This window comes from Bythopirellula polymerisocia (assembly GCF_007860015.1).
Lineage (GTDB): Bacteria > Planctomycetota > Planctomycetia > Pirellulales > Lacipirellulaceae > Bythopirellula > Bythopirellula polymerisocia.
The window spans coordinates 279,253-300,652 of the sequence record NZ_SJPS01000004.1 but is presented as its reverse complement, the minus strand read 5'-3'; the positions used below and the strand labels follow the sequence as shown (position 1 = coordinate 300,652).

Below are 21,400 nucleotides of genomic sequence, written 5' to 3'. Positions count from 1 at the left end.
CTATCATGGGTTCCATTTCACAGTGCATTTTCTGTCTCAACTGGCCCCTCCAGGCCAATGTTCTCGGCAAGCAATGCCAGATCGAAATTCTCAACCTTGCAACGACAAGAGTAATAGAACACGACGATTGCAACAGTTGCGAAAACAAAAGCAGCGGCGCCCAATACTGCCTGAGCTGCGGTAGCAACATGTTTCTGAGGAATAAAATAGGCTCCTCCAATGAACGCCCATTGAATCACACTGATTACCATAGTTAACGCAACGGCTGTGCCCATATTGCCTTTCATGAGTTTCTTACTTCGCGAAAGAGCAGCTTTACCGCTTTCGCCTCCGATGACAACTGTATGAGTCGCAAGATAGAACCAAAAGGTGAATATGATTCCGGGGATGATCAAAAGAATAAATCCCCCCATGATGGCAAGCATTTGGAGCAACCAAGTTCCTAGCAATGGGAGGAGAATTCTCTTGGCATGAGAATAGGAAGTACCGATTGTTGCTTCTCTACTGAGATAACATCGTGAGACGGCATCAATCACGGCAGCGTTGGTAATAGGGACTATGACAAATCCAAACAGGATCGATAAAGGTGCAAGGTATAGTCCTAACTGAGCATTGGCTTCCTGATAGGCTCTGATTTGCTCCGTGGTTGGTTGGGCAGGCAACTCAGGAAGAACTGCCAATGGTATGAATCCTTGCAGCAATACAAACGGTAGATAGAGGACGGCAACGATGCCAAAGAACAGTCCAAAGTGGTTTGTAACGAGTTTGATGGTCTGATCAAGGATACCACCGAGCCCAAGTGATTTGATTTCGTACTGCATTTGATTCCCCCATATCACTCTTGAAAAAAACGATTTGAGATCAGGACATCATTCATCGATGGGCACAATAGTGTTGCGCTAGTATAACCACCCTGTAATTGGGTTGACATAGGAAATTATCAATCTCCGTAGGAACTACATCACCCTTCAAGTCAGGCAAAAACCCTTGTGAATTGTGGCTAAACTGCCAAGCCTGACTACCGTAGCAACTCATTAGCCTCATCCAGCAACGCGACTGGATTATTGTCCATCGTTTGCTACACTATCGTCTGGAACAGGGTACTTTTTACTTCACGTTTTTGCTTCTCTATTCGGTGCATATGAAACCTTCTGCCCGCACCGTTTTCGTCACGGGTTGCTCGACCGGCATTGGCAGGGCTACCGCTCTTTTGCTCGCTGAGCGCGGCTTCCGAGTGTTTGCTGGCCTCCGGGGTGAACAACAGGCAGCCGAACTTGTTAGTGCCGCTCATGGGAATCTCACAACGCTGCTCTTGGATGTCACCGAGGATGCTCAAATCGCCAGTGCCGTCGAAACAATTCAAGCGGCAAGTCCTGAGGGACTCCATGCCTTGGTCAATAACGCCGGCGTCGGACTGGCGGCGGCGACGGTATTGACCACTCCCGAAGAACTGCGGCATCTGTTTGAGGTCAATGCAATCGCACCGCTACGAATGATCCGGCACTGCCTGCCATTGCTTCGCAAGACCCATGGCCGGATCGTCAATGTCTCGTCGATGAATGGCACTCAGGCCCTGCCGATGGTTGGTGCATACTCGGCCAGCAAGTTCGCCCTCGAGGCACTGACCGACACCCTACGAGTGGAACTACGCCCCTGGCGAATCTCGCTGACCCTGATTCGCCCCGGCCAGGTACGCACGCCCATTTTCACCAAGGCGAGAGAGCAGATCGACAAGCGCCGCGATAAGATCCCTGCTGAATTGCTCCCAACTTATGGGGAATTCTACAGGCTCGGCGCAGAATTCAACGAGCGAGGCGCCAAATCGCGTACCTCACCTGAACACGTTGCACGCGTTATTCTCCGCGCCCTCAACGCCCACTGGCTCAGAGTGCACTACCACGTCGGTCTCGACGCCCACGGCATGAACCTCCTACGGTACGTACACCCTAAACTCGTTGACCGAGTCTTAGCAAGAGTCATGGGCCTGTTCAAACCAGTGGATTAATTTTTTTAGCCACGGATTGTCCCAGCGCTGCCAGTGGCCGCAACCCAAATTAATGGAACAGGAGGTGACCAAGTTAACAGAGAGAATGAAAGCAATGAAGAAAGAAACACTTATCTTCGCTAATCTGAACTAATTAGATTCGCTCTGATTAGCGTAGATTAGTGTACCTATTTTTCTATCTTTTTTATTCCCTCCGTTTTCTCTGTAACCTCATGTTCAATAAATTTATGCAAGCTGCGAAGATTTGTTTCAACAAGAATCAAAGAGGGGGAGAAATTAGACGCAGATGAACGCCGATTGGACGGATATACACGGATTTTCCAAGAAAGAGGTCTTTCATAATCCGCGATTCATCCGCTAAATCTGCGTTTGTCCGCGTCTAATTTCCCCTCTTTCATCCTGCTGAAATAGATTTGCGCAAGCGGCGAATAATTGAATCAATCGTATCGCGGATTCAGCAGATTTTCGCTGATTCGTACCAAGGCAATCAGTCTGATCCGCGCAATTCCGCATATTCTGCGTTCATCCCCGTTCTATTTCTTCCCTATACATCTGCGCCGTCATCGATCAGCCAGTGATTCATCTGTAGACAAATCCACTTTCGTCGGGCAAATTAGAAGCACTCGCCGCGTCCCCTAGACTATGCCCGACCATGTCTTCCCTACCCATGCACCTGCTCTTCGCAGCGTCGGCCAGGAAAAACTGGCCCGACGACATTGATCTCTTGATCACGGCCAGCTATCTGATAGTGATCCTGGGTATTCCCCTGCTGGGGTACGTCGTGATGTTTCTTGATTTCCGACGCTATCTCCGTTCGCTGCGGCGAGCCTTGGTTATTGCCACGAATGTTATGACAGCGCCCGCAATTCCCTATTGGGCTCTGCTGGAGCGCCCGGCCTGCTTGCGGGCCCTCGATTTGAAAATGCCCTGCACCGAGGCAGAAGTCTTGGCAGCCTATCGCGAGAAAGCCAAGACACTCCACCCCGACCGAGGCGGCGACCTCCAAAAGTTTCTCCGTCTGCAGAAAAATTTCGACAAGGCTCTCTCGCTGGTTCGCGGGGACGACACAAGCCCTGTGCAAGTTTCCTGACCTCGCCGTACAAATGCATGCTAGCGTTCCGTCTGCTCTTGCTAGTAATGACGAGAAACGGATAGTATCACGACCCTCAACTCGCACAATCTCAAGGCGCGCGGTGCAGGTCTCCCCACCTTGCCGCAGATGGAAAGGATTCCGACATGCCAACCTCCCTGGCCGAATTGGCACAAATTGTGTCAGGTCAAATCCACGGCATTGGCACCACACCCATCGACGGGTTCGCTACACTCGACGTGGCCCAAGCGGGCGAGATCACGCTCGTAGACAACAGCGATCGAGCTGCCGCGTTCGAGCAGTCTCCAGCCATCGCTGCCATCGTTCCCACCGACTTCCCGGCTGGCACCAAGCCAACCATCGCCGTCACCGATGTTCACGCAGCTTTCGCCCAGATCGTTGCCCACTTTCGGCCTCCGCGAAATCGTCCGAAGTGCGGAATCAGCCCTGCCGCCTGGATCAGCAAATCCGCACGATTGGCTGGTGATGTACAAATCCATCCAGGCGCCACGATCGGCGATGATGTGAGAATCGCCAGCGGCACGGTCATCCACTCGGGCGCACGAATCATGGCCGGTTGCATCATTGGCTCGGACACAACCATCTTCCCCAACGTGGTCCTGTACGAAGATACCCACGTCGGAAATTGTGTCATCCTGCACGCGGGTGCGGTAATCGGAGCCTACGGCTTCGGCTATCGCGAGGACGCAGGCCAGCACAAACTCGCTTCGCAGCTCGGCAATGTTGTGATCGAAGATGACGTCGAGATCGGTGCTTGTGCCACGATTGATCGCGGGACATATGGTGCCACGACCATCGGCGCGGGCACGAAAATCGACAACCTCGTTCAGATCGCCCACAATTGCCGTATCGGCCAGCACAACTTAATCTGCGGCCAGGTCGGGATCGCGGGGAGCACGACTACCGGCGATCGCGTCGTGATGGCCGGGCAAGTCGGGGTGCGCGACCACGTCCACATTGGCGAAGGGGCCGTCCTCTGCTCCATGGCCGGCGTGCCGAATAGCGTAGCTCCTGGCGAAATTATGCTTGGCCAACCCGCCACGCCCATTCGTAGGCAAAAAGTGCAAATGGCCGCCATCGCCAAGTTACCAGAAATGCGGCGCGAGTTCCGCCAACTTCAGCAGCAACTTGCCAAATTACAAGAACAACTTCCAGAGGCAAACAACGACCATCCCAGCGAGCACGCCGCGTAGTGTTACACGACTCTCCGAGTAGATGATTTACGACTCGGGTAGCCGTGCCACCATGAATAGAACTTCGTTTTTTCTCCATGTCTATCCCAGCCAACTCCACCGCCCCACTTAGTGACTCCAACCGCCCCATCGGCCTGCTGGCCGGCTGGGGTAACTACCCTCGCGCCATTGCCGAACAGCTTCGCTCCCAAGGGCATCAGGTTGCTGGCGTCGGCATCCTCGATCATGCCGATCCCCGTCTAGCTGACCTCTGCGAGCATTTCGACTGGATTGGGCTGGGAGGCATCGGCCGCGCGATTCGGCTGTTCAAACGTTGGGGAGTCCGCGAGGCGATCATGGCTGGCAAGGTCCACAAAGTGCTGCTCTACCAACCTGGTTGGTGGCTCAAACATCGCCCTGACTGGACAAGCATCAAGGCGTTTTCGCCGCAACTGATTTGGGGCAAGTCCGATCGCAAGGACGACACGCTCCTCTCGACCATCGTCTCCACTTTTGCTCGTCAAGGAATCGATTTTCAACCCATCATGAAATTCGCGCCGGAGCTACTTGTGTCGTCAGGACTCTTGGCTGGAAAACCTCTTACCAGCAAACAACTGAAAGACGTTAGCTTCGGTTGGCAAACAGCCAAGGCGATGGGAGGCCTCGACATCGGCCAAACGGTTTGCATCAAGAATCAAACGGTCATCGCGGTTGAGGCGATTGAAGGCACCGATCTCTGCATCCGCCGAGCTGGCCAACTTTGCGGCTCGGGTGGCATCACGGTCGTAAAAGTTGCCAAACCCCAACAAGACATGCGATTTGATGTCCCCACGGTAGGAATTGCCACCCTCGAATCCATCGCCGCCGCCGGTGGTGGGGTCTTGGCTGTCGAGGCCGACAAAACGATCCTGCTCGACCACCAGGAATTCCTGCAAGCAGCCCGCCGCCTGGGCATTTCGGTCGTCGCCGAAGCCGTTGCCAGCCAGGGCCGCGCAGCTGCTTAGTTTTCTCCTGGGGCAGGCATATTGCCTCTTTCTCGCCCCCCCGCAACGCTACACACGGCAAAGCCACAACTATTGCATAAGCCGTAGCACAACGTGCTGCCAGAATTCCAACTGTCAACCAATCAAAACGACCAGGTCCAATTCTACAGCATGTAGTGGATGCTCTCTAAATGACGCCCAGCCAGCTAATACCTAAGTTACTCAAACAGCCCTAAGTCAATGTCTTATCAAGACTTGCGCCTTTAGGTTAAGTATTCTGCCTTTAAACCTGCTTTCCTAACTAAATTCTATTTCCCTAATAAAAATCTTTGTGCAATCGCCCCAACGAGATTATAATGACGAGATGGGAGCGGGGGGTTCTTGCCCTCTAGCAACTGTACTTTTGTGTCTTTTTTTGATTTCCTTTCAGAATCATGGGCTGGGTCGCCAGTGACTTGACTAAACAAACGGCTATTCCTGCAAGAACAGTGGGGAAAATCCGTGGGGCAATTCTGTGACGGACAATTAGCTTGTCCGTCCTGGAGCACGAGATGGCAACTACGTTTACTTCTACTAATTTGGACTCTCTAGCGTCGCTTGCGCCGGAGAATCCCGACAGCCTCCTCTTGGGGCAAGATCCTTCTATTAATCGCATTGCACACCACACTGAGCGTGCAGCTCAAGTGGAATGCACCGTCTTAATTACCGGCGAAACCGGTACCGGCAAAGAAGTTTGGGCGCGACTGCTACACCGTCTTGGTCCGCGCGCGGGCAAGCCATTCGTACCAGTCAACTGTGCGGCCCTGACCGCCACGTTGGCTGAAAGCCAATTGTTTGGTCACGAGAAAGGTGCGTTCACCGGTGCTGCCGGAGCGAGCTTGGGCGTTTTCCGTGCGGCCCATGGTGGCGTCGTTTTCCTCGACGAAATCGGCGACATGCCCATGGAACTGCAACCTAAGTTACTCCGCGTGTTGCAAGAGGGGGAAGTCACCCCTGTCGGTTCTTCCCACCCACAACACGTCGACGTGCAGGTCGTCACTGCCACGAATCGCAACCTCGAACGAGATGTCGAAGAAGGCCGCTTCCGAGAAGACCTCTACTATCGACTCAATCTGGTCGAACTGCGGATGCCCCCCCTGCGGGATCGTGTTGAAGATATTCCGCACTTTATCGACTTCTTCTCCAAGAAGTACGCCGCTCGCTACGATCAGCCCGTTTGGGTCCCGAGTCCCGAAACACTACGGAGATTTTGTGAATACCGTTGGCCCGGCAACGTCCGGCAACTCGGATTCGTGATTGAGCAGAGCTATGTGTTGCAGTGCGAGCCCATTCTGCCAGGCGTGCCTGAAACTACGGGCCGCAACTTGAATCTCCCCTTCACTAATCTGGGAAGACTCCGCGAGGTTGCTGTGGAACAAGCCCTCCGCACCACCAGCGGCCATAAGGGCCGCGCTGCCGAGTTGCTAGGTGTTCACCCCAACACGCTGACCCGCATCTTGGCGCAACTTGACGAAGGCGAGTAGCCGACGCGCGGCTTTCAATCGCGCCGCGTCAGCCACATTATGAGCGCTAATACAGTGAGACCGGGCGGAGTGCGCTCAGCTCGATGAACTTTCCACTGGGGTACTTTATTCCGGGTGAAATCCGACTCCACTTGGAATCAGGCATGTCGCAATGCTTCAATCGGATCCAGCTGGGCGGCGCGCAGGGCTGGGTAGACGCCGAAGAGAATTCCCACGGCTAGCGAAATCACAAAAGCCAGCGGTATCGACCAGCTTACCAACTGCGGCTCCATGGTGCGGATCAGATCTGGTAAGGTCGCCATTTGATCGGGAAACCATCGTTCCAATTGGTCGCGCATGAAGAGAGTTAGCGGGCGGCAAAACAACCCACCAATCACTCCCGAGAGCCCACCGGCCAGCGAAAGGACCGTGCTCTCGATCAGGAACTGCCGGGTTATGTCCTGCCGTTTCGCCCCCAATGCTCGGCGGATGCCGATCTCATGGGTCCGCTCAGTAACCGTGGCGAGCATGATGTTCATAATACCTATGCCCCCCACGACGAGCGAGATCGCGGCGATCAATCCCAGGAACAAGATAAACATGAGCCGGGTCGTTTCGGCCTGTTGCAAAAGTTCCAACGGAACGGTCACGCCATAGTCGGAGAATGAATGTTCATTCTCGATAGTGGTCCGCACGAGATCGGCCGTTCGAAGCACGTCGTTTCGCTCGGCGACCTGCAACGTGATTTGCGTGACTTCGACCCAATCTCGCTGAAACTGGCCTGGTTTCGTGACGACGATCATATCGCCGATTCGCCGCCAGAGGGTGGTGATCGGCACGTACACATCCCGTGAATAATCTTCGGCAGCTAGCGAACCGCCGATCCCCGCAGAGGGTGCGCGGGGCTGCATCACTCCGACTACGGTGTAAAACTGCTCGTCGACCATGATGTCCTTGCCAATCGCGTTTCCAGAGGGAAACAATCGCTCGGCGGACTCATGTGCGAGTACACAGTAGTTCCGCTCACGGTCGAGATCGGCGTCAGAGAGAAACCGCCCGCGATCCAGCTTTAGGCGGGTGACGTCAGCGTAGTCGGGTGTACAGCCCACCAACCGGCCTTCGAAGCTGCGGGTCTGATAGCGGAATTCCTGCGCCAAGATGCGGATAGGCAGGGCTTTGGTGATCGTAGGAATCGTGGCCACCAATCGCACATAATCGCTGCGAGTTAGGCCGTAGCTGCCGTCTTCGACGTCATCACTGGAGGGTTTAACGGTCCGCACGATGATGTTTAACGCTCCAAGACTGGCAATTTGTTCCTGCGCGGCCTTGCCAATCCCTTCTCCCATGGCCAGCAGCCAAATAACGCTCGCCACGCCAATGAAGATTCCCAAAATGGTTAACGCTGAACGGAGCGGGTGCAGGAGCACGCTCTTGATGCTGAGCTGAATTGTCCGCCACCACATCGCCACGGTTATCGCCTCTCATCCGATTGCAGCTTGCCATCGTGCAACACGATAGTCCTCCGAGTTAACTCTGCCACGTCCGGCTCGTGAGTCACCATGATGATAGTGCGCCCTTCGTCATTTAGACGTTGTAGGAGCTCAAGAATTTCCTCGGTCGTCTTGGAGTCGAGATTCCCAGTTGGTTCGTCAGCAAGAATGAACTTGGGATCGTTTACCAGACTGCGGGCGATCGCTACGCGTTGCTGCTGCCCCCCCGATAGCTGTGCCGGACGATGTCCCAAGCGAGATTCGAGTCCTACCATGTGTGCCAATTCGAGTGACCTGGCACGTGTAGCCGCATTGAGTTGCCCACCGTAGTAGAGAGGAACCTCGATATTCTCAACTACCGACAAAGCCGGCAGCAAGTTGTAGGACTGAAAGACGAAGCCGATACGACGGGCACGCGTCTCGGCAAGTTGATCGTCGTTCATGCGGGCTACATCGTCGCCGCCGAGCAGAAAGTGACCAGAAGTGGGCCGATCGAGGCAACCTAGTAAATTCAGCAGTGTACTTTTTCCCGAGCCCGACGGCCCCATAATGGAGATGAAATCCCCTTCTGGAACATCGAAGGAGACTCCTCGTAAGGCATGGACCGTCTCGCCGCTGAGCACATAGTCTTTGCGGAGCGCGGAGATGCTGGCAGCAAGTGGTTTTCCGGCGAATACGATAGAGCTCAGCCTCCCGTAGCGGAAGCCGTGCTCGATGCCGGCTTGGCATCAGTGGCCAGGGACTGCTCGGCCTCCGCTTCTGGACCTTGAGCGACGGCTCGTTGCTCGCGTTCAGGTGCGATTTTGGGTAAGACTACCTGATCAAGATAGCGGCGGGGATTCATGGCTACTTGCTCACCTACGTCTAACCCCTGTTCGATCACATAGAACTTATCGTTAGTGGGGCCACATACCACAGGTCGGGCCTGCCATTTGCCGGCATCAAACGTTAAGCAGTAGAACTTGTTTCCATGGGCATAGACGGACTGCACGGGGACCTGCAAAGCATCATCAATTTCCTGACATTTGATGGTAACGGAAGCCGTCATACCGGATCGCAAGCCAGTTTGTGCCGATTCGATTTCTACGGTAGCTTTGTAATCCTTTACATTGGCCTTTCGCCAACCAGTTGGCTCTGCAAATTGATTGATTTTTTTAACTTTACCAATCAAAACACGACCTCCAAAACCAACAGGAGTGATGCGTGCCGGTAATCCAACTTTCAAGAATTGGATCAGTGATTCATTGATGGTCAGTTCGACTTCCATCGAATCAGGGATAGGCAAATTAATGATCGTTTGTCGCTCACGAATAACCGCGCCTTCCTGGACGATGAATGAGTTGTCTCCCCCGCGATCCCGCTCGTGAGCGTAGACGACAGTTCCTTCCCGGGGAGCAAGAATCGTACACTTGGCAATCTGATCCTGCACATCTGCCAACTTATTAGATTCTAATTCAAAACTGTTTTCGGCGGAGTCCCATTTGGCCTTGGTTGTGGCGATGTCGCTCTCTAATTGCTTGACCATCTTAGCCTTAGTAAACTCGTCAATCACGTTGAGCTTGGTCTTGGCAGCGTCGAGTTCTTTTTGGGACTTCTCCACGGCAAATCGGTCCGCTTCGAGTTGCAAATCGTTCACATACCCCTTGGTAGCCAGTTTCTTGCTATAAGCAAAATACTCTCTCGCACGATTAAGATTTTCCTCTGCGACGAACACTTCGCTTTCGATCACTTGACGCTCCTGAACATAGGTCCCTTCCAGGTATTCGCGTAAGGCAATCACGGCGGTTTCATACATATTCTTGGACTCCACCAAAACTGCTTTGGCGGTGTTGTAATTGATTTTCTGGACAGTCAGCTCTTCTTGCAAAATCGAAGAGTCGAGTTCTATCAAAAAATCGCCCTGTTGTACTTCGGTCCCTTCGCGAACGATTTTCAAGATGGCGATGCCGGCAGCGTTTTTGGCTTTGACTTCAGACTTAACCTCAGTGACTCCACCGGCTTTGATTTCGCCACGTTCGGTGATATCTAGTGTGAAGTCGCGTCTGTCTACACTATGAAGGATCGCGTCTGTTGTACCTTCCTGATCGCCACGTACGGTCCACCACCATGCTCCTCCGGCTCCTGCCGCTAATAGAAGTAAAAAGAACATGAAGAAGAACGAAGTCGCTCCCCGCCGAATAGAACCTTTGATGGGAGCTTTTGTTCCCTGGCAAAGGGGTGGCTGGAACAGTCGTACTTCGACATGCAGGAGGGCATATCTCATTTGTCGCTAACCTGTAAAAGGAAGACAACCCGGGGGGACTAAGGCCTTAAGTCCGAACACTTCATTATAGGAAGAGTTGGTACCAAAAACAGGGCACTATCATGGAACCGAATATTGCGGATCGGGGATAGGCAAAGGTTCTGCGTGGGGGAGACCCGATTCTTCACTGATTTCTTCGGAAAGTGGCTCCACCGGCGGCAAGCTTTCCGAATCCAAATTTTCGAAGGTCCCGTACCACTCGTTTTCTTCGACAGCCAGCCCCATGTCTGTCGAATTGCATGGCAACCCAATGAGATACGTTTCCAATGGCACAGGATTCTCCATCCGCAACCCGCATTGATCGAGTTCCATCACCCCTAAATCGAGTTCAAGATTCAAACGCTGCACTTCGTAGTTTATCCAGACACTTAGAAAATCGTTCTGTACATTGAGCAGGTCACCCAAGGCTTGCACCAGGTCACGGGCCGTCGTGTTGGCAAACTCAGCCACCTCACCCGGCTTGGGGGGTTCGGAGAGCCGCAATTGAGTCAATTCGACCTGTGAAATGGCCACATGGACTGCTGCCCTCCGTAGCTCGAAATTCAGCTCGTTCAGACGGATCTGCCGGAGGATGTTTCGCAGATTCAAATAGACACCGTCGCGATATTGATAATAGTTTCGCCGTGCCTGCTGGTATTCGATGAGCGATTGGCGATAAACGTTGCGTTCCGCAAGCCGCGTGAGGGGACTGTCGAATTGCACGCCGGCCCGCAGTCTCCCTTGAGTACTGCGAAGACGGAACGGATTGTCCCCCACGTTGCCAATGTCACCACTAAAAAAGACGTTCAGATCGCTGCGCAAATCGTTTCTATTGAAATAGATTAGTCGCCATGAGTCTACCAAGTTCGCCCGTGCGTTTTTCCAATCAAGCCGATACTCGGCAGCAATCGCCAATGCCTGTTCCATCGTGAGTTCGACAGGTTCAAAACTGATCGCCTCTAGCCTCGCACCTGCCTGGGCAAGAGAGAGTTCTAGCAGTTGGCTAGACAACTCGGTAAGCACATTGGTTAGTTGAGTCAGCATTTTCCGATCGACAGGCTTTTCCTCCTGGACCAGGTTCACCAGCTCGGAACTGACTTTGGTAAGACGCTTCTCCAACTCATCAAGTCCTTCGACCTGTTTGGTAACACGCTCGTCGAGTTTCTCGGCGCTGAACATCTCGATCTCGACACTGGCTTCAACCAATTCCGGGCGCGTGGCCAGTCGTTCGAGTGCCTTGCGACGTTGAGGGAGAACTGCCGAAAGCTTCTCAAAGTCCTCTCGCACAACTGCCAGCCTCTCGATCGTGGCCTCTTCGATTCGAAGAATGTCGGCCACAATAGGTGCAAGTCGAGCTTCCAAATTGGCCGCAGTTTCGTTGGCCTTGTTGTCGAACAGGTTCGGAACCAACAGCTCTTCATCCGGATCGGGTGCAATCAACTCCGGTGCATCACGCAGCAGCCGCATTTCATCAAGCACCTCGCTAACACGCCCTCTTAAGGATTCCAAATCGGGGTCCAGCAATCTTAGATGGTCGATCACAGGATCTTCAATTTTTACCTTCAATTCCGGAGGCAAACCGAGTCCGGTAAGAAAGCTTTCCAGGAACGACTGGTACTGTGTCTCGCCTGTTAGCAGTTGACTTTGGGCATTGAAGAGCGCCTGGCGAGCCAGATCCACTTGGAAACGGTCGATGCGACCTGCTTCATAGGTTGCTTCCAATTGGCGGACACTATCACTGAGAGAAACTGCATTGGCGTATTGATTGCTAAGTACTTGTTCATTCTGCAGGAGACCCAAGTAGCCACCTGAACCTTGCGCGCCAGCCCCTCCGGTAAACCCGCCACCTCCGCCGCCTCCGCCAAATCCGCCACCGCCGACACGGCCAAAGCCACCGCCGCCCACACCTGTAAACCCTGTCAGTCCGCTACCTCCAAAGAAGCCACCACGCCGCGAAGGCCCTTGTCCGGGATCACGGCCCGTAACAACGCTCACGTAAAACGCCTGGCGAAAGCGCTCCATCTCGCGGACATTGGCCAACAGGTTTCGCTCGGAAATCGTTAGGCGTTCAAGCACTCTCGTGCGCCCACCAGCGCGGAGCAGTGGTTGCACTATGGAAAAGTCTAGCAGCGTGTTGCTGGAATAATCGTCGTTGCCTGCGAACTGCCAAACGAGTGAATTGGCAAGCCCGGCAACAAGCTGCCCGCCTGTAGCAGTAAATCTCTCAACTCGCAACCTATTACCTGGCCTGAGTGGAGATACCTCAAACAAACTTGAGGGATTGCCCGTCCCCGAACGATTCTCACCATCAGAAGTGATGAAGACACTCGACCCTTGGAAGAACTGACAATCAAATCGAAACCGCTCGAAACTAACATCGAGTGCCGAAAGATAGAGCTCTTCCACCTCAGACTGGTAGCGAGGAGACTCTAGACGAGCCATTTCTACCGCACCGTTTAGGTCCAGAACCACCTGACATTCTTGATTTCTGGGGAGCGATTCCAGCCAGCCAGGATTTTCCACGAAGAGCGTCTTGGGGAGTCGCTTCCATTTCGGCGAACCCTTCTTGCCATCGATGTAATTCATCAACTGATTTGCTGTTGGGTCGTCCGGTGGCATGGGTTCATAGTCCGGGTCGTTAGGGTCAAACATCCGTGATCGGGGATCCGGATAAACTCCAAATTGCCCAGGTTCAAACCCGGCCATGGCAGCTTTTTGATTCTCCAAGGAATAAGCATCTTGATCTGCCAGCTGGCGATACTTCGATGGTTTGCATCCACCGAGCACAATCATTGCTATCAGCAACATAGCCACGAACTTCCAGCGCACCCCAGACGCGCATTTCCACGGTGAGTCGATATTGCGTCGACAACAATTACGCTGGAAATTGACAGCGAACTTCAATCGCATGGCTATTTTGCCGGGAAAAGTAGGCGATTGGAACTGAATCCAATCGGCTTTTTTGAAAAGCGTCAGCGAAATGTTGCGTAGACTGCGCAGAGGTGCAGTCTGACGAAATCAGGTTACTATAAGGAAGTTCGGAAAAGCGGGGGTCCCACTTCAGAGAAAGGGAGAATAGAGATCCTGCTAGCTGGCAATTTTATGCTAGCTGAGAATGCCTTGGGAAAGAGAGGAGAGTAGGGTGGGGATCGCCCACCTTTTCACTTCCAAAGTAGGCAGTTTTCTGATGGGCAGTGCCCACAAAACAAAACGGAGAGGACAGGATTTGAACCTGCGGACCAGCGTAAACCGGTCACCGATTTAGCAAACCGGCGCATTCGACCACTCTGCCACCTCTCCCGATGGCGTATCCCAAAAGCGGATACTACCCTTATTTTAGGGAAACGGCCCCGATCTGCAAGACCGCCTAACCATACGAAAAGGGGACACAGCTCAATGAGCTGCGACCCCTTTCTGAGTACGTTTGAGCAAGGAAGTGTCCCTGCCAATTATTGGACGATCAAACTACGATTGATGCCGCCGATAGGCGGCAGCCCCCAGCAACGCCAACCCGCAGAGAAGCAACGAACTCGGTTCGGGAACCGAAGGCTGCTCGTTGATCTTGATAAGATAATTATTCTCCCCGTTTGGCCCCGGCGTGATCGTGCTGCCAGTCCACATCAAGTCCTTGGTAATCTTGATCGGAGTGCCAGGTGGTAGGGGTGGGAAATCAAACCAGATCGAGAAGCCATCCGTACTGGTCTTGCCCGGATGCGGGCCGGATGGGGTCTCAATGACTCCGCCAACCCACTTGAACTTGCCACCGTCACCGACCGTTGGGTCGATATCTTCGTGCCAGTCTACGATTGGTAAGGGGTGCGATGATGTGGGGGGACCAAGCGTGATGAACTCCATGACACTTACCATCGACCCTGGTCCACTCTCTGACCAGCCTTGGCCGTCGCGGTTAATCACAAATTCCTTCATCCATGGAGCAGTCGAAGTTGGATCTGGAGTAACGGGAATTGGGTTGGTCGGTGTTCCAACCATGATCATATCCCCATTCTCATCATCTCCGAAGAATGGACCCATTGGAGGAGGCGGATCCTGGGCCACCCCGATCAGTGTGCCCGCCTGAGCATTCCCCATGAACGAAAGGAGTAGCAAGCCAATAAATACAAGGCATACGCCTCCAGGAAACCGACTTAGCTTAATCTTAGACATTAGTTCTCCTCCACTACTTAGAAAACAGAGTTCACGACAAGATCAACGCAACTGGCATCCTAACAGGAGTGGTAGTCAAAATCCAACAAAAATCAAGAAAATCAATCTTATGAGTGATTGCGAGTTAAACAATGACTTATCAGTTCCTGCCAAGTTATATCCCAATTCACATTTACCATTCGAGTCGAACCTGAAATCGCAAAGTACCTACTAGAATACTTGCCTCAAGAGTGTGACCTTCCTCGCAGTGGTTAGTCTGCCCCCCCAAAAGTGGTACAAGGCATTTTGGTTGTTTTCGGAGTGCAGCAGGATGCGTTCTTCATCTGTCGAGTGATGCTGCGGACATCAGGCATCCAGGTTTCGAGATTGTGCAATGACTTCGGAAGAGTCTCAGGCGATCTACCAGTTTCGCTCTTTAGTTGGATTTGGGTGAAGTCTTGAAGTGACAGTCAACGCCGCAAGCAAAAGGTACTGCTAGGAGTTTGCGGCGTTTATGTCATTCCTGCGCGGGTGGGAAATCTAAAGCTTATTCTGTCCGATACTCCTTAGATTCCCGCCTGCGCGGGAATGACGGACAAGAAAGATTTCTACCCAGGGAAATGGTAGGCGTAGAGGACCGGTGCGATGATCATGGCCACGACGCTGATCAGTTTGATGAGGATGTTCAGCGAGGGGCCTGCTGTATCTTTGAAGGGATCGCCAACCGTGTCGCCGGTGACGGTCGACTTATGCATCTCTTCATGTTCACTGCCCCATTTGTCATGTCCTTCGTCCTTGACCTGCTTCTTGGCATTGTCCCAGGCACCACCGGAGTTCGAAAGAAAGATTGCCAGGCACACGCCCGAGATCGTGACACCCACGAGCAATCCACCCAGCATGTCCACCGAGATGAATCCGATGACAATGGGCGCCATGACAGCCATAACTCCGGGGGCCATCATTTTTTTGATGGCAGCGCCCGTGGCAATCTCGACACAGTGGGAATAGTCTGCCTTGCCGTCGGCGGCGTGAATGATTTTTGCTTCTTCAGGGGTTGGGTCACGCTCTTCACTTTCAGCCCGATTGGCAGCCGCGAGTGCGGGGCGAAGTTCGGGGATCTCATTGAATTGGCGACGGACTTCCTGAATCATGTCCTGGGCGGCGTTGCCAACGGCGAGCATCGCCATCGCAGAAAAGCGAAAAGGCAACATACATCCTATTAATAGTCCTACCAGGACATAGGGGTTCGCGGCATCGATATTTACTTCGCCATTCATTTTGGTAAGAAACGCTGCGGTGAGACTCAGGGCCGTTAGGGCAGCCGAGCCGATCGCAAAGCCCTTACCGATGGCGGCGGTCGTGTTGCCTACGGCATCGAGCTTGTCGGTCCGGGCACGCACATCGCGTCCAAGTCGAGACATCTCCGCCACTCCACCCGCGTTGTCTGCGATGGGGCCATAGGCATCGGTCGCCAATTGAATCGCGATCGTGGAGAGCATCCCCAACGCTGCCATGGCAATTCCGTAGAGACCGGCAAAATGGAAAGCAACCAATATCGCGCCGCTGATAACTAGTACAGGGAGCGTCGTCGAATTCATGCCCACTGCGATCCCTTGGATGATCGTGGTGGCGTGGCCCGTTCGAGAAGAAGTGACGATCGACTCTACTGGAGAACGTTCGGTGGCAGTGTACCATTCGGTAATCATTCCGATAGAAATGCCTGAAATCAAACCAGCAACGACTGCAACTGCAATTCCCCACCATTGATAGGTGTTCTCGCCGGAGATGATGTCAACGACCGTGACTCCGCTTTCAGGCACCATCATTTTGATGGCCCCGATGGTTCCGATCACCATCAAAACCCCTGCGGAGAAGGTCCCCCGGTTGAGTCCCTGTTGGGGATCCCCCCCCTCTTTTGTTTTGACGAAGAAGAAGCCGAAAATTGAGGCGACCACACCAATGACTGCCACCAACAGGGGGAGCAAAACGGCGTTGAGACCCGCCCCCTCTTTGGCTGCTTCCAGACCACCAAACCAGGCCGCCCCCAGGATCATCGAGGAGATGATCGCGCCGATGTACGATTCAAACAGGTCGGCCCCCATGCCTGCCACGTCGCCGACATTGTCTCCGACGTTGTCCGCAATGGTGGCAGGATTGAGTGGGTGATCTTCGGGGATGCCTTCTTCTACCTTTCCTACCAAGTCTGCTCCGACGTCGGCTGCCTTCGTAAAAATTCCACCTCCCACGCGGGCAAACAGCGCAATCAACGATGCACCCAGCGAGAATCCCGAAAGCAAATTCAAGACCAGCATCGTGGGGTCCCCACCATTTATGGCCTCGGGATACATTCGGAGAAATAGTAGCAGCAAGGAGCCAAGTCCTAATAAAGCCAGACCGACGACTGCGAGCCCCATCACCGAGCCGCCTGCGAAGGCAACTTGGAGGGCCTCATTCAAGCCGATGCGGGCGGCAGCAGCGGTGCGCATGTTGGCGGATGTAGCCGACTTCATGCCGATATAACCGGCCAAGGCTGAGCAGAAAGCGCCAAGTACAAACGACAAGGCAATGAGACCGTTGGTATTCTGCGACGCACCAACCGAGGCGTTTGCGAAACCCAAGATGACGGCCACTAGCACGACAAACAATGCGAGGGTCCGATACTCCCGAGCCAGGAATGCCATGGCGCCATCGGAAATCCATTTTCCTATCAGCTGCATTCGTTCAGTTCCAGGATCTTGGTCCTGGACCCAACGAATTCGCATCAAGCCGTAGACCAACGCAAGTATGGCTACTCCAGGGACGAGATAAACAATTGCATTAGTAGACACGAGTTCAATCCTTAGGTGTTCTCGACCAGACCGCCCCAACCAGGCTGTCGTAGCTGGGACTCAAAGAAACCTTAGCACACGCTTGAACAGCCGACTTGGCCTGAAAAACCAGTGGTTTTTTCATTCCTCAAGGTTCTACGTGGTGAGCTAAGTAAATTACCGAAGTCCGAAAGATACTGGTTTTGTCCAATCTAAGTCTGATTATCTTCAACCAGTCGGGAAAGTTTAAGTCACCAATGCCATTTTGAAAACAGCTGAAATGGCCCCATCCACATAATTTCAGATTTTACCTCCCAGCGGTGACAGTATCCGAGCCAGGTCATCGACCCAACATTCCAACAGGGTTGCTAAATTAGCGTTACGGTCGAGTTCTTCTTCGGCCTGTTGGCAGCGGTCCAAGGCCGCAAGCATCCGATTAATGCGCACGTGGTCGCTTGTTGCTGTCGCAGCATTAGCTCGCAAATTGGTGCCCAGATGTTGAATAGCCGCGTCAAAGACAGCCCTCAATCTCCGTCGACGAGATTCTGCCTCGGTGCCTGCATCGTTGACAAAATCACTAATGACACCGACGAGCCGGCTGCCGTCGAGTGTCTCAACAGAGAATTGTCTCTGAAAACGCTCTTGGAAATCATCCATCGCCATTTCAGCCCTGGAGGTAGCCAGGTAGAGGCTGCCGCCGCTCTCAGCAGCCAATCGCTCGGCTTTCTGAGTAGTTTCGGCGGTCCCTTGCTCCAGGAGCAGACGGCTCACCACGTCGACCTCCAAGGGTTGGAAGCGGACGATTTGCGTTCGGGAGAGAATGGTGGGGAGTTGCCGACTGAGATTTGTACCCACGAGAATGAGTACTGTTCCAGGTGGAGGTTCTTCCAAAGTCTTCAGGAGACAATTGGCACTTGGAGGTGTGAAACAGTCGGCATCATCAATAATTGCAATTCTACGACGCCCTATCATGGGTCTTAAGGATAGATTGTGACACAACCCTTCCTTGTGCCGCTGTTCCTTTCGCCCAATAAAGAGCTCTATTGGGAGCAGCCGCTTTCCCTGGGGTGGTTCAACTGAGTCGATATCGGGGTGGTTGCCCGCATCGGCTAACCGACAACTGTCGCACTGGCCGCAGGCATCGAGTTTGTCAGGCGAGGTGCCGGTGCAGAGTAGCGCCTTGGCTAATTGGAGGGCAAAGGAGCGTTTGCCGATCCCCTCGGGCCCGAGAAATAGGTAGCTCGACGCCATCCGCCCGCAGGCAAGATTGCTGCGGAAGCGGTCTACTACCTGGTCATGTCCGTGAATTCCTTGCCACATCCAGTTGATCCTACCAGCCAGCTAAACCCTGTGGCAAGCAGCCCCAATTCACCTCTCCCGCTTGCGGGAGAGGTCGCGTTAGCTGAGTGCCGACTCGAGGAATAGGGTTCCTCCCGATGCCCCCTCCCGGGCCTTAGAGCCCGACCTCCCCCCTGAATACGGGGGAGGTGAAAAACAGAACGACCAGAGTTATTTTCACGATTCCTTGGCTGAACGCGACAGACTACACTGGTACCAAAGGGCCACTCCAGGATTGCCATGTCTACGCCTCTTTCCCCAACGCGGTTATTTCAATGCGAAGGCTGTCAGGCCACCTTGCCATACGACCCAGCCCGGGCGGGGAAAAGGGTCCGTTGCGGAGGTTGCGGAAAGATTGTTGTCGTTCCCAGGCTGCAGGATTTTGGTTCTACTCCTGCGAAGCCCGCTCCCTCGGCCCCTCGCCACATTGAATTCTGGTGTCGGGTCTGCGATACCCGGCTCGTGGCGCGGGCCATCGATGCTGGGAAACATGCCAAGTGCCCTGATTGTGGCGGCAAGAATCAGGTCCCCCAGCCAGCGGCTCCAAAAGTTCGCCAAGAGCCATCGGCGATGCATGGTCAGCAATATGGCATCTGGGAGGTCAATAAGGCTCCGGAGTCTGAGCAACTGCGGTCCAAACAGCCGCAACTCTTCCCCGTTTATTGCCGGGTCTGCGACACGCTGATGTACGCCCAGCCCAAGCACGTCGGCGCTTCACTTAAGTGCCCCGACTGTGGAGCGTTGACGATGGTGAAGGCTCCACCTCCACCTCAAGAGAAAAAGTCAGCCCTCGTGCCCGATGGGCAAGAATATCAACTCGATCCAACGGAGCAAGTAACCCCGCGCCCAATCCGCGAAGACCTTTGGAAGTTACGCGACAAGGCGCGGCGCGAAGTTGAAGAGGCTGCTCGCAAGCGGGAAGAAGAACGTCCCAAGATGCCTACCTGGCCAACCTTGCAAGGTGTCTGGCCGATGCTTGTGACAGAACCAGTGACAACGTGGTGGGTGGGGCTATCCGTGGCGTCCATCACTGTCGCATGGTTGTTTGTCAATTCTTTCGTGGGGGCCGGTGGCGGCGGCTTCTCCCAGATATTCGCAATGATGTGCCGCGTCTTTGCCTGCGTGGGTTTCTTATTGGTCTCCGGTCCACTCTCTGCCATCAGTTGTGCAATCATCGCAGAGAGTTCCGATGGACACAAAAAGGTGCATGCTCAACCAAGTGTCTTCTTCATCAACTGCTTCACAGAGTTGTGCCATATCGGCATTCCGCTGGCGGTCAGTTTCAGTATTGCGATGGCATTCATTGCGCTGCTTCCCTGGCAGATTGGCATCGCCTCAGGCCTCGGGGCCTTTCTGGTAGTGCTCCCTGTATTTCTGTTGTCTACATTTCAGGAAGGAACCCCACTGGGGGTGTTTTCACCGCGGATTATGGGGAGCGTATTCAAGCGTCCATTTCACTGGTTACTACTCTGGGGTGAATCGGCATTCCTGTGGGCCCTTGTGGGGGTCACTATCGCACTACTGATCCGTCAGGCACCTGGATGGAGTTACGTGGGCGTACCGATTGCCTTGGCAGGAGCGCTGGTCTACTTGAGAGTGTTGGGACGGTTCGCGTGGTGGCTGGCGGAGTCGCTGCCGGAGGAGGAATGAGCTAGAAGCCTCTGATTGGTTCAGGAGAAATATCGCACCGCATTGCGGAATAGCGCGAGCCCCACCCCCTCGCCGCGATCTTCACGGCGGGTCCAGTTGGGGTGCTGGGTGAAATCGACAAAGCGTTCGGGGTGGGGCATCAGACCGAAGACGCGACCGGTTGTGTCGCACATGCCGGCGACATCTTGTTCGGCTCCGTTGGGGTTAAAAGGTTGAACGCTCCCTCCTACGTCGGCATAGCGGAGTACAAGCTGGCCCGCCTCCTCGAATCGTTTGAGAGCTGACTGGTCTCGAGTGACAAACTTCCCTTCGGCATGGGCGATGGGGAGATACAGTTCGTTGATGCCGGAGAGGAACACACATTTGTCACCCTCGGTTTGCAGCCCGACCCAGCGATCCATGAAGCAGCCGGAGTCGTTCCAAGTGAGCGATGCTGCTGGACCAGCGGCATCGTCCGTATCTAAGAGGCCCGATTTGATCAGGACCTGAAATCCATTGCAGATTCCCAACAACAGCTTGCCGGCTGAGCGAAACTCCTGAAGCACGTCGCTCAGATGGTGACGGATTTGATTCGCGAAAATCCTGCCGGCAGCGATGTCGTCGCCGTAGCTAAATCCCCCCGGAACGCAGAGTACCTGATACTCTACCGCCAATTGAGGAGCTTCCAACAGCCGATTGAGATGCAATACATCGGGCTGCCCCCCGGCAAGTTGGAAAGCATGCGCGGTCTCGACATCACAGTTCGTTCCGGGTGCGCGAAGGATGAGTATTCGAGGTTGAGGCATGATGCAATTCAAAATGGAACTGAAATGTGTGTTGGAATCGAAAGAGAGGGAATGGGCCGCGGACGAACGCGGAATTAGCGGATAAGCGCGGATTTGAAAGAGAGTATTCCTATCAGCGAATGTCCGCCCAATC

The 21,400-nt window shown here is 53.9% G+C and carries 15 protein-coding genes and 1 tRNA gene; 6 read left to right on the top strand and 10 right to left on the bottom strand.

Annotation, left to right across the window (positions count from 1 at the left end; genetic code table 11):
* Positions 1-17 precede the first annotated feature (17 nt).
* Positions 18-821: a hypothetical protein gene (locus tag Pla144_RS14095; RefSeq protein WP_146451323.1), complete on the bottom strand. Its 804-nt coding sequence runs from the start codon at positions 819-821 to the stop codon at positions 18-20.
* Between the two features lie 320 nt (positions 822-1,141).
* On the opposite strand from Pla144_RS14095, the gene Pla144_RS14090 reads away from it, so the two are divergent.
* The 5 genes from Pla144_RS14090 to Pla144_RS14070 all read left to right on the top strand — a co-directional run bounded on the left by Pla144_RS14090 (position 1,142) and on the right by Pla144_RS14070 (position 6,794).
* Positions 1,142-2,005 (top strand): SDR family oxidoreductase, encoded by an 864-nt coding sequence (locus tag Pla144_RS14090; protein WP_146451322.1) that lies wholly within the window; start codon positions 1,142-1,144, stop codon positions 2,003-2,005.
* A 652-nt stretch (positions 2,006-2,657) separates the two neighbouring features.
* Positions 2,658-3,095 carry a hypothetical protein gene (locus Pla144_RS14085; RefSeq protein ID WP_146451321.1) on the top strand — a complete coding sequence of 146 codons (438 nt, stop codon included), beginning with the start codon at positions 2,658-2,660 and terminating at the stop codon, positions 3,093-3,095.
* A 146-nt stretch (positions 3,096-3,241) separates the two neighbouring features.
* Positions 3,242-4,309: a UDP-3-O-(3-hydroxymyristoyl)glucosamine N-acyltransferase gene (gene lpxD / locus Pla144_RS14080; RefSeq protein ID WP_146451320.1), complete on the top strand. Its 1,068-nt coding sequence runs from the start codon at positions 3,242-3,244 to the stop codon at positions 4,307-4,309.
* A 77-nt stretch (positions 4,310-4,386) separates the two neighbouring features.
* A complete protein-coding gene (locus tag Pla144_RS14075) occupies positions 4,387-5,292 on the top strand; it encodes an LpxI family protein (RefSeq protein ID WP_146451319.1) in 906 nt (301 codons plus the stop codon).
* Between the two features lie 530 nt (positions 5,293-5,822).
* Entirely contained in the window at positions 5,823-6,794 is a 972-nt protein-coding gene (locus tag Pla144_RS14070; protein ID WP_146451689.1) for a sigma-54 interaction domain-containing protein, read from the top strand.
* Positions 6,795-6,931: 137 nt separating this feature from the next.
* Here the strand turns inward: Pla144_RS14070 and Pla144_RS14065 are convergent, their stop codons facing one another.
* The 8 genes from Pla144_RS14065 to Pla144_RS14030 all read right to left on the bottom strand — a co-directional run bounded on the left by Pla144_RS14065 (position 6,932) and on the right by Pla144_RS14030 (position 18,814).
* A complete protein-coding gene (locus Pla144_RS14065) occupies positions 6,932-8,236 on the bottom strand; it encodes an ABC transporter permease (protein ID WP_146451318.1) in 1,305 nt (434 codons plus the stop codon).
* An 8-nt stretch (positions 8,237-8,244) separates the two neighbouring features.
* Positions 8,245-8,952 carry an ABC transporter ATP-binding protein gene (locus Pla144_RS14060; protein ID WP_315851804.1) on the bottom strand — a complete coding sequence of 236 codons (708 nt, stop codon included), beginning with the start codon at positions 8,950-8,952 and terminating at the stop codon, positions 8,245-8,247.
* The gene (locus tag Pla144_RS14055) at positions 8,949-10,526 is read right to left on the bottom strand and encodes an efflux RND transporter periplasmic adaptor subunit (RefSeq protein WP_146451316.1); all 1,578 of its coding nucleotides are present in this window, start codon (positions 10,524-10,526) and stop codon (positions 8,949-8,951) included. Before Pla144_RS14055 ends, Pla144_RS14060 begins: the two co-directional genes overlap by 4 nt.
* Before the next feature lie 99 nt (positions 10,527-10,625).
* Entirely contained in the window at positions 10,626-13,454 is a 2,829-nt protein-coding gene (locus Pla144_RS24630; RefSeq protein ID WP_197530682.1) for a TolC family protein, read from the bottom strand.
* 301 nt (positions 13,455-13,755) lie between these two features.
* A tRNA-Ser gene (locus Pla144_RS14045) sits at positions 13,756-13,844 on the bottom strand.
* A 165-nt stretch (positions 13,845-14,009) separates the two neighbouring features.
* Positions 14,010-14,708 carry a PEP-CTERM sorting domain-containing protein gene (locus Pla144_RS14040; RefSeq protein WP_146451315.1) on the bottom strand — a complete coding sequence of 233 codons (699 nt, stop codon included), beginning with the start codon at positions 14,706-14,708 and terminating at the stop codon, positions 14,010-14,012.
* Between the two features lie 587 nt (positions 14,709-15,295).
* Entirely contained in the window at positions 15,296-17,515 is a 2,220-nt protein-coding gene (locus Pla144_RS14035) for a V-type H(+)-translocating pyrophosphatase (RefSeq protein ID WP_146451314.1), read from the bottom strand.
* A gap of 279 nt (positions 17,516-17,794) precedes the next feature.
* A complete protein-coding gene (locus Pla144_RS14030) occupies positions 17,795-18,814 on the bottom strand; it encodes a DNA polymerase III subunit (protein ID WP_146451313.1) in 1,020 nt (339 codons plus the stop codon).
* A 258-nt stretch (positions 18,815-19,072) separates the two neighbouring features.
* On the opposite strand from Pla144_RS14030, the gene Pla144_RS14025 reads away from it, so the two are divergent.
* Positions 19,073-20,482: a hypothetical protein gene (locus Pla144_RS14025; RefSeq protein WP_146451312.1), complete on the top strand. Its 1,410-nt coding sequence runs from the start codon at positions 19,073-19,075 to the stop codon at positions 20,480-20,482.
* A 20-nt stretch (positions 20,483-20,502) separates the two neighbouring features.
* Here Pla144_RS14025 and purQ read toward each other — a convergent pair whose 3' ends face one another.
* Positions 20,503-21,267, bottom strand: a complete 765-nt coding sequence (gene purQ, locus Pla144_RS14020; RefSeq protein ID WP_146451311.1) for a phosphoribosylformylglycinamidine synthase I — start codon at positions 21,265-21,267, stop codon at positions 20,503-20,505.
* Positions 21,268-21,400 lie beyond the last annotated feature (133 nt).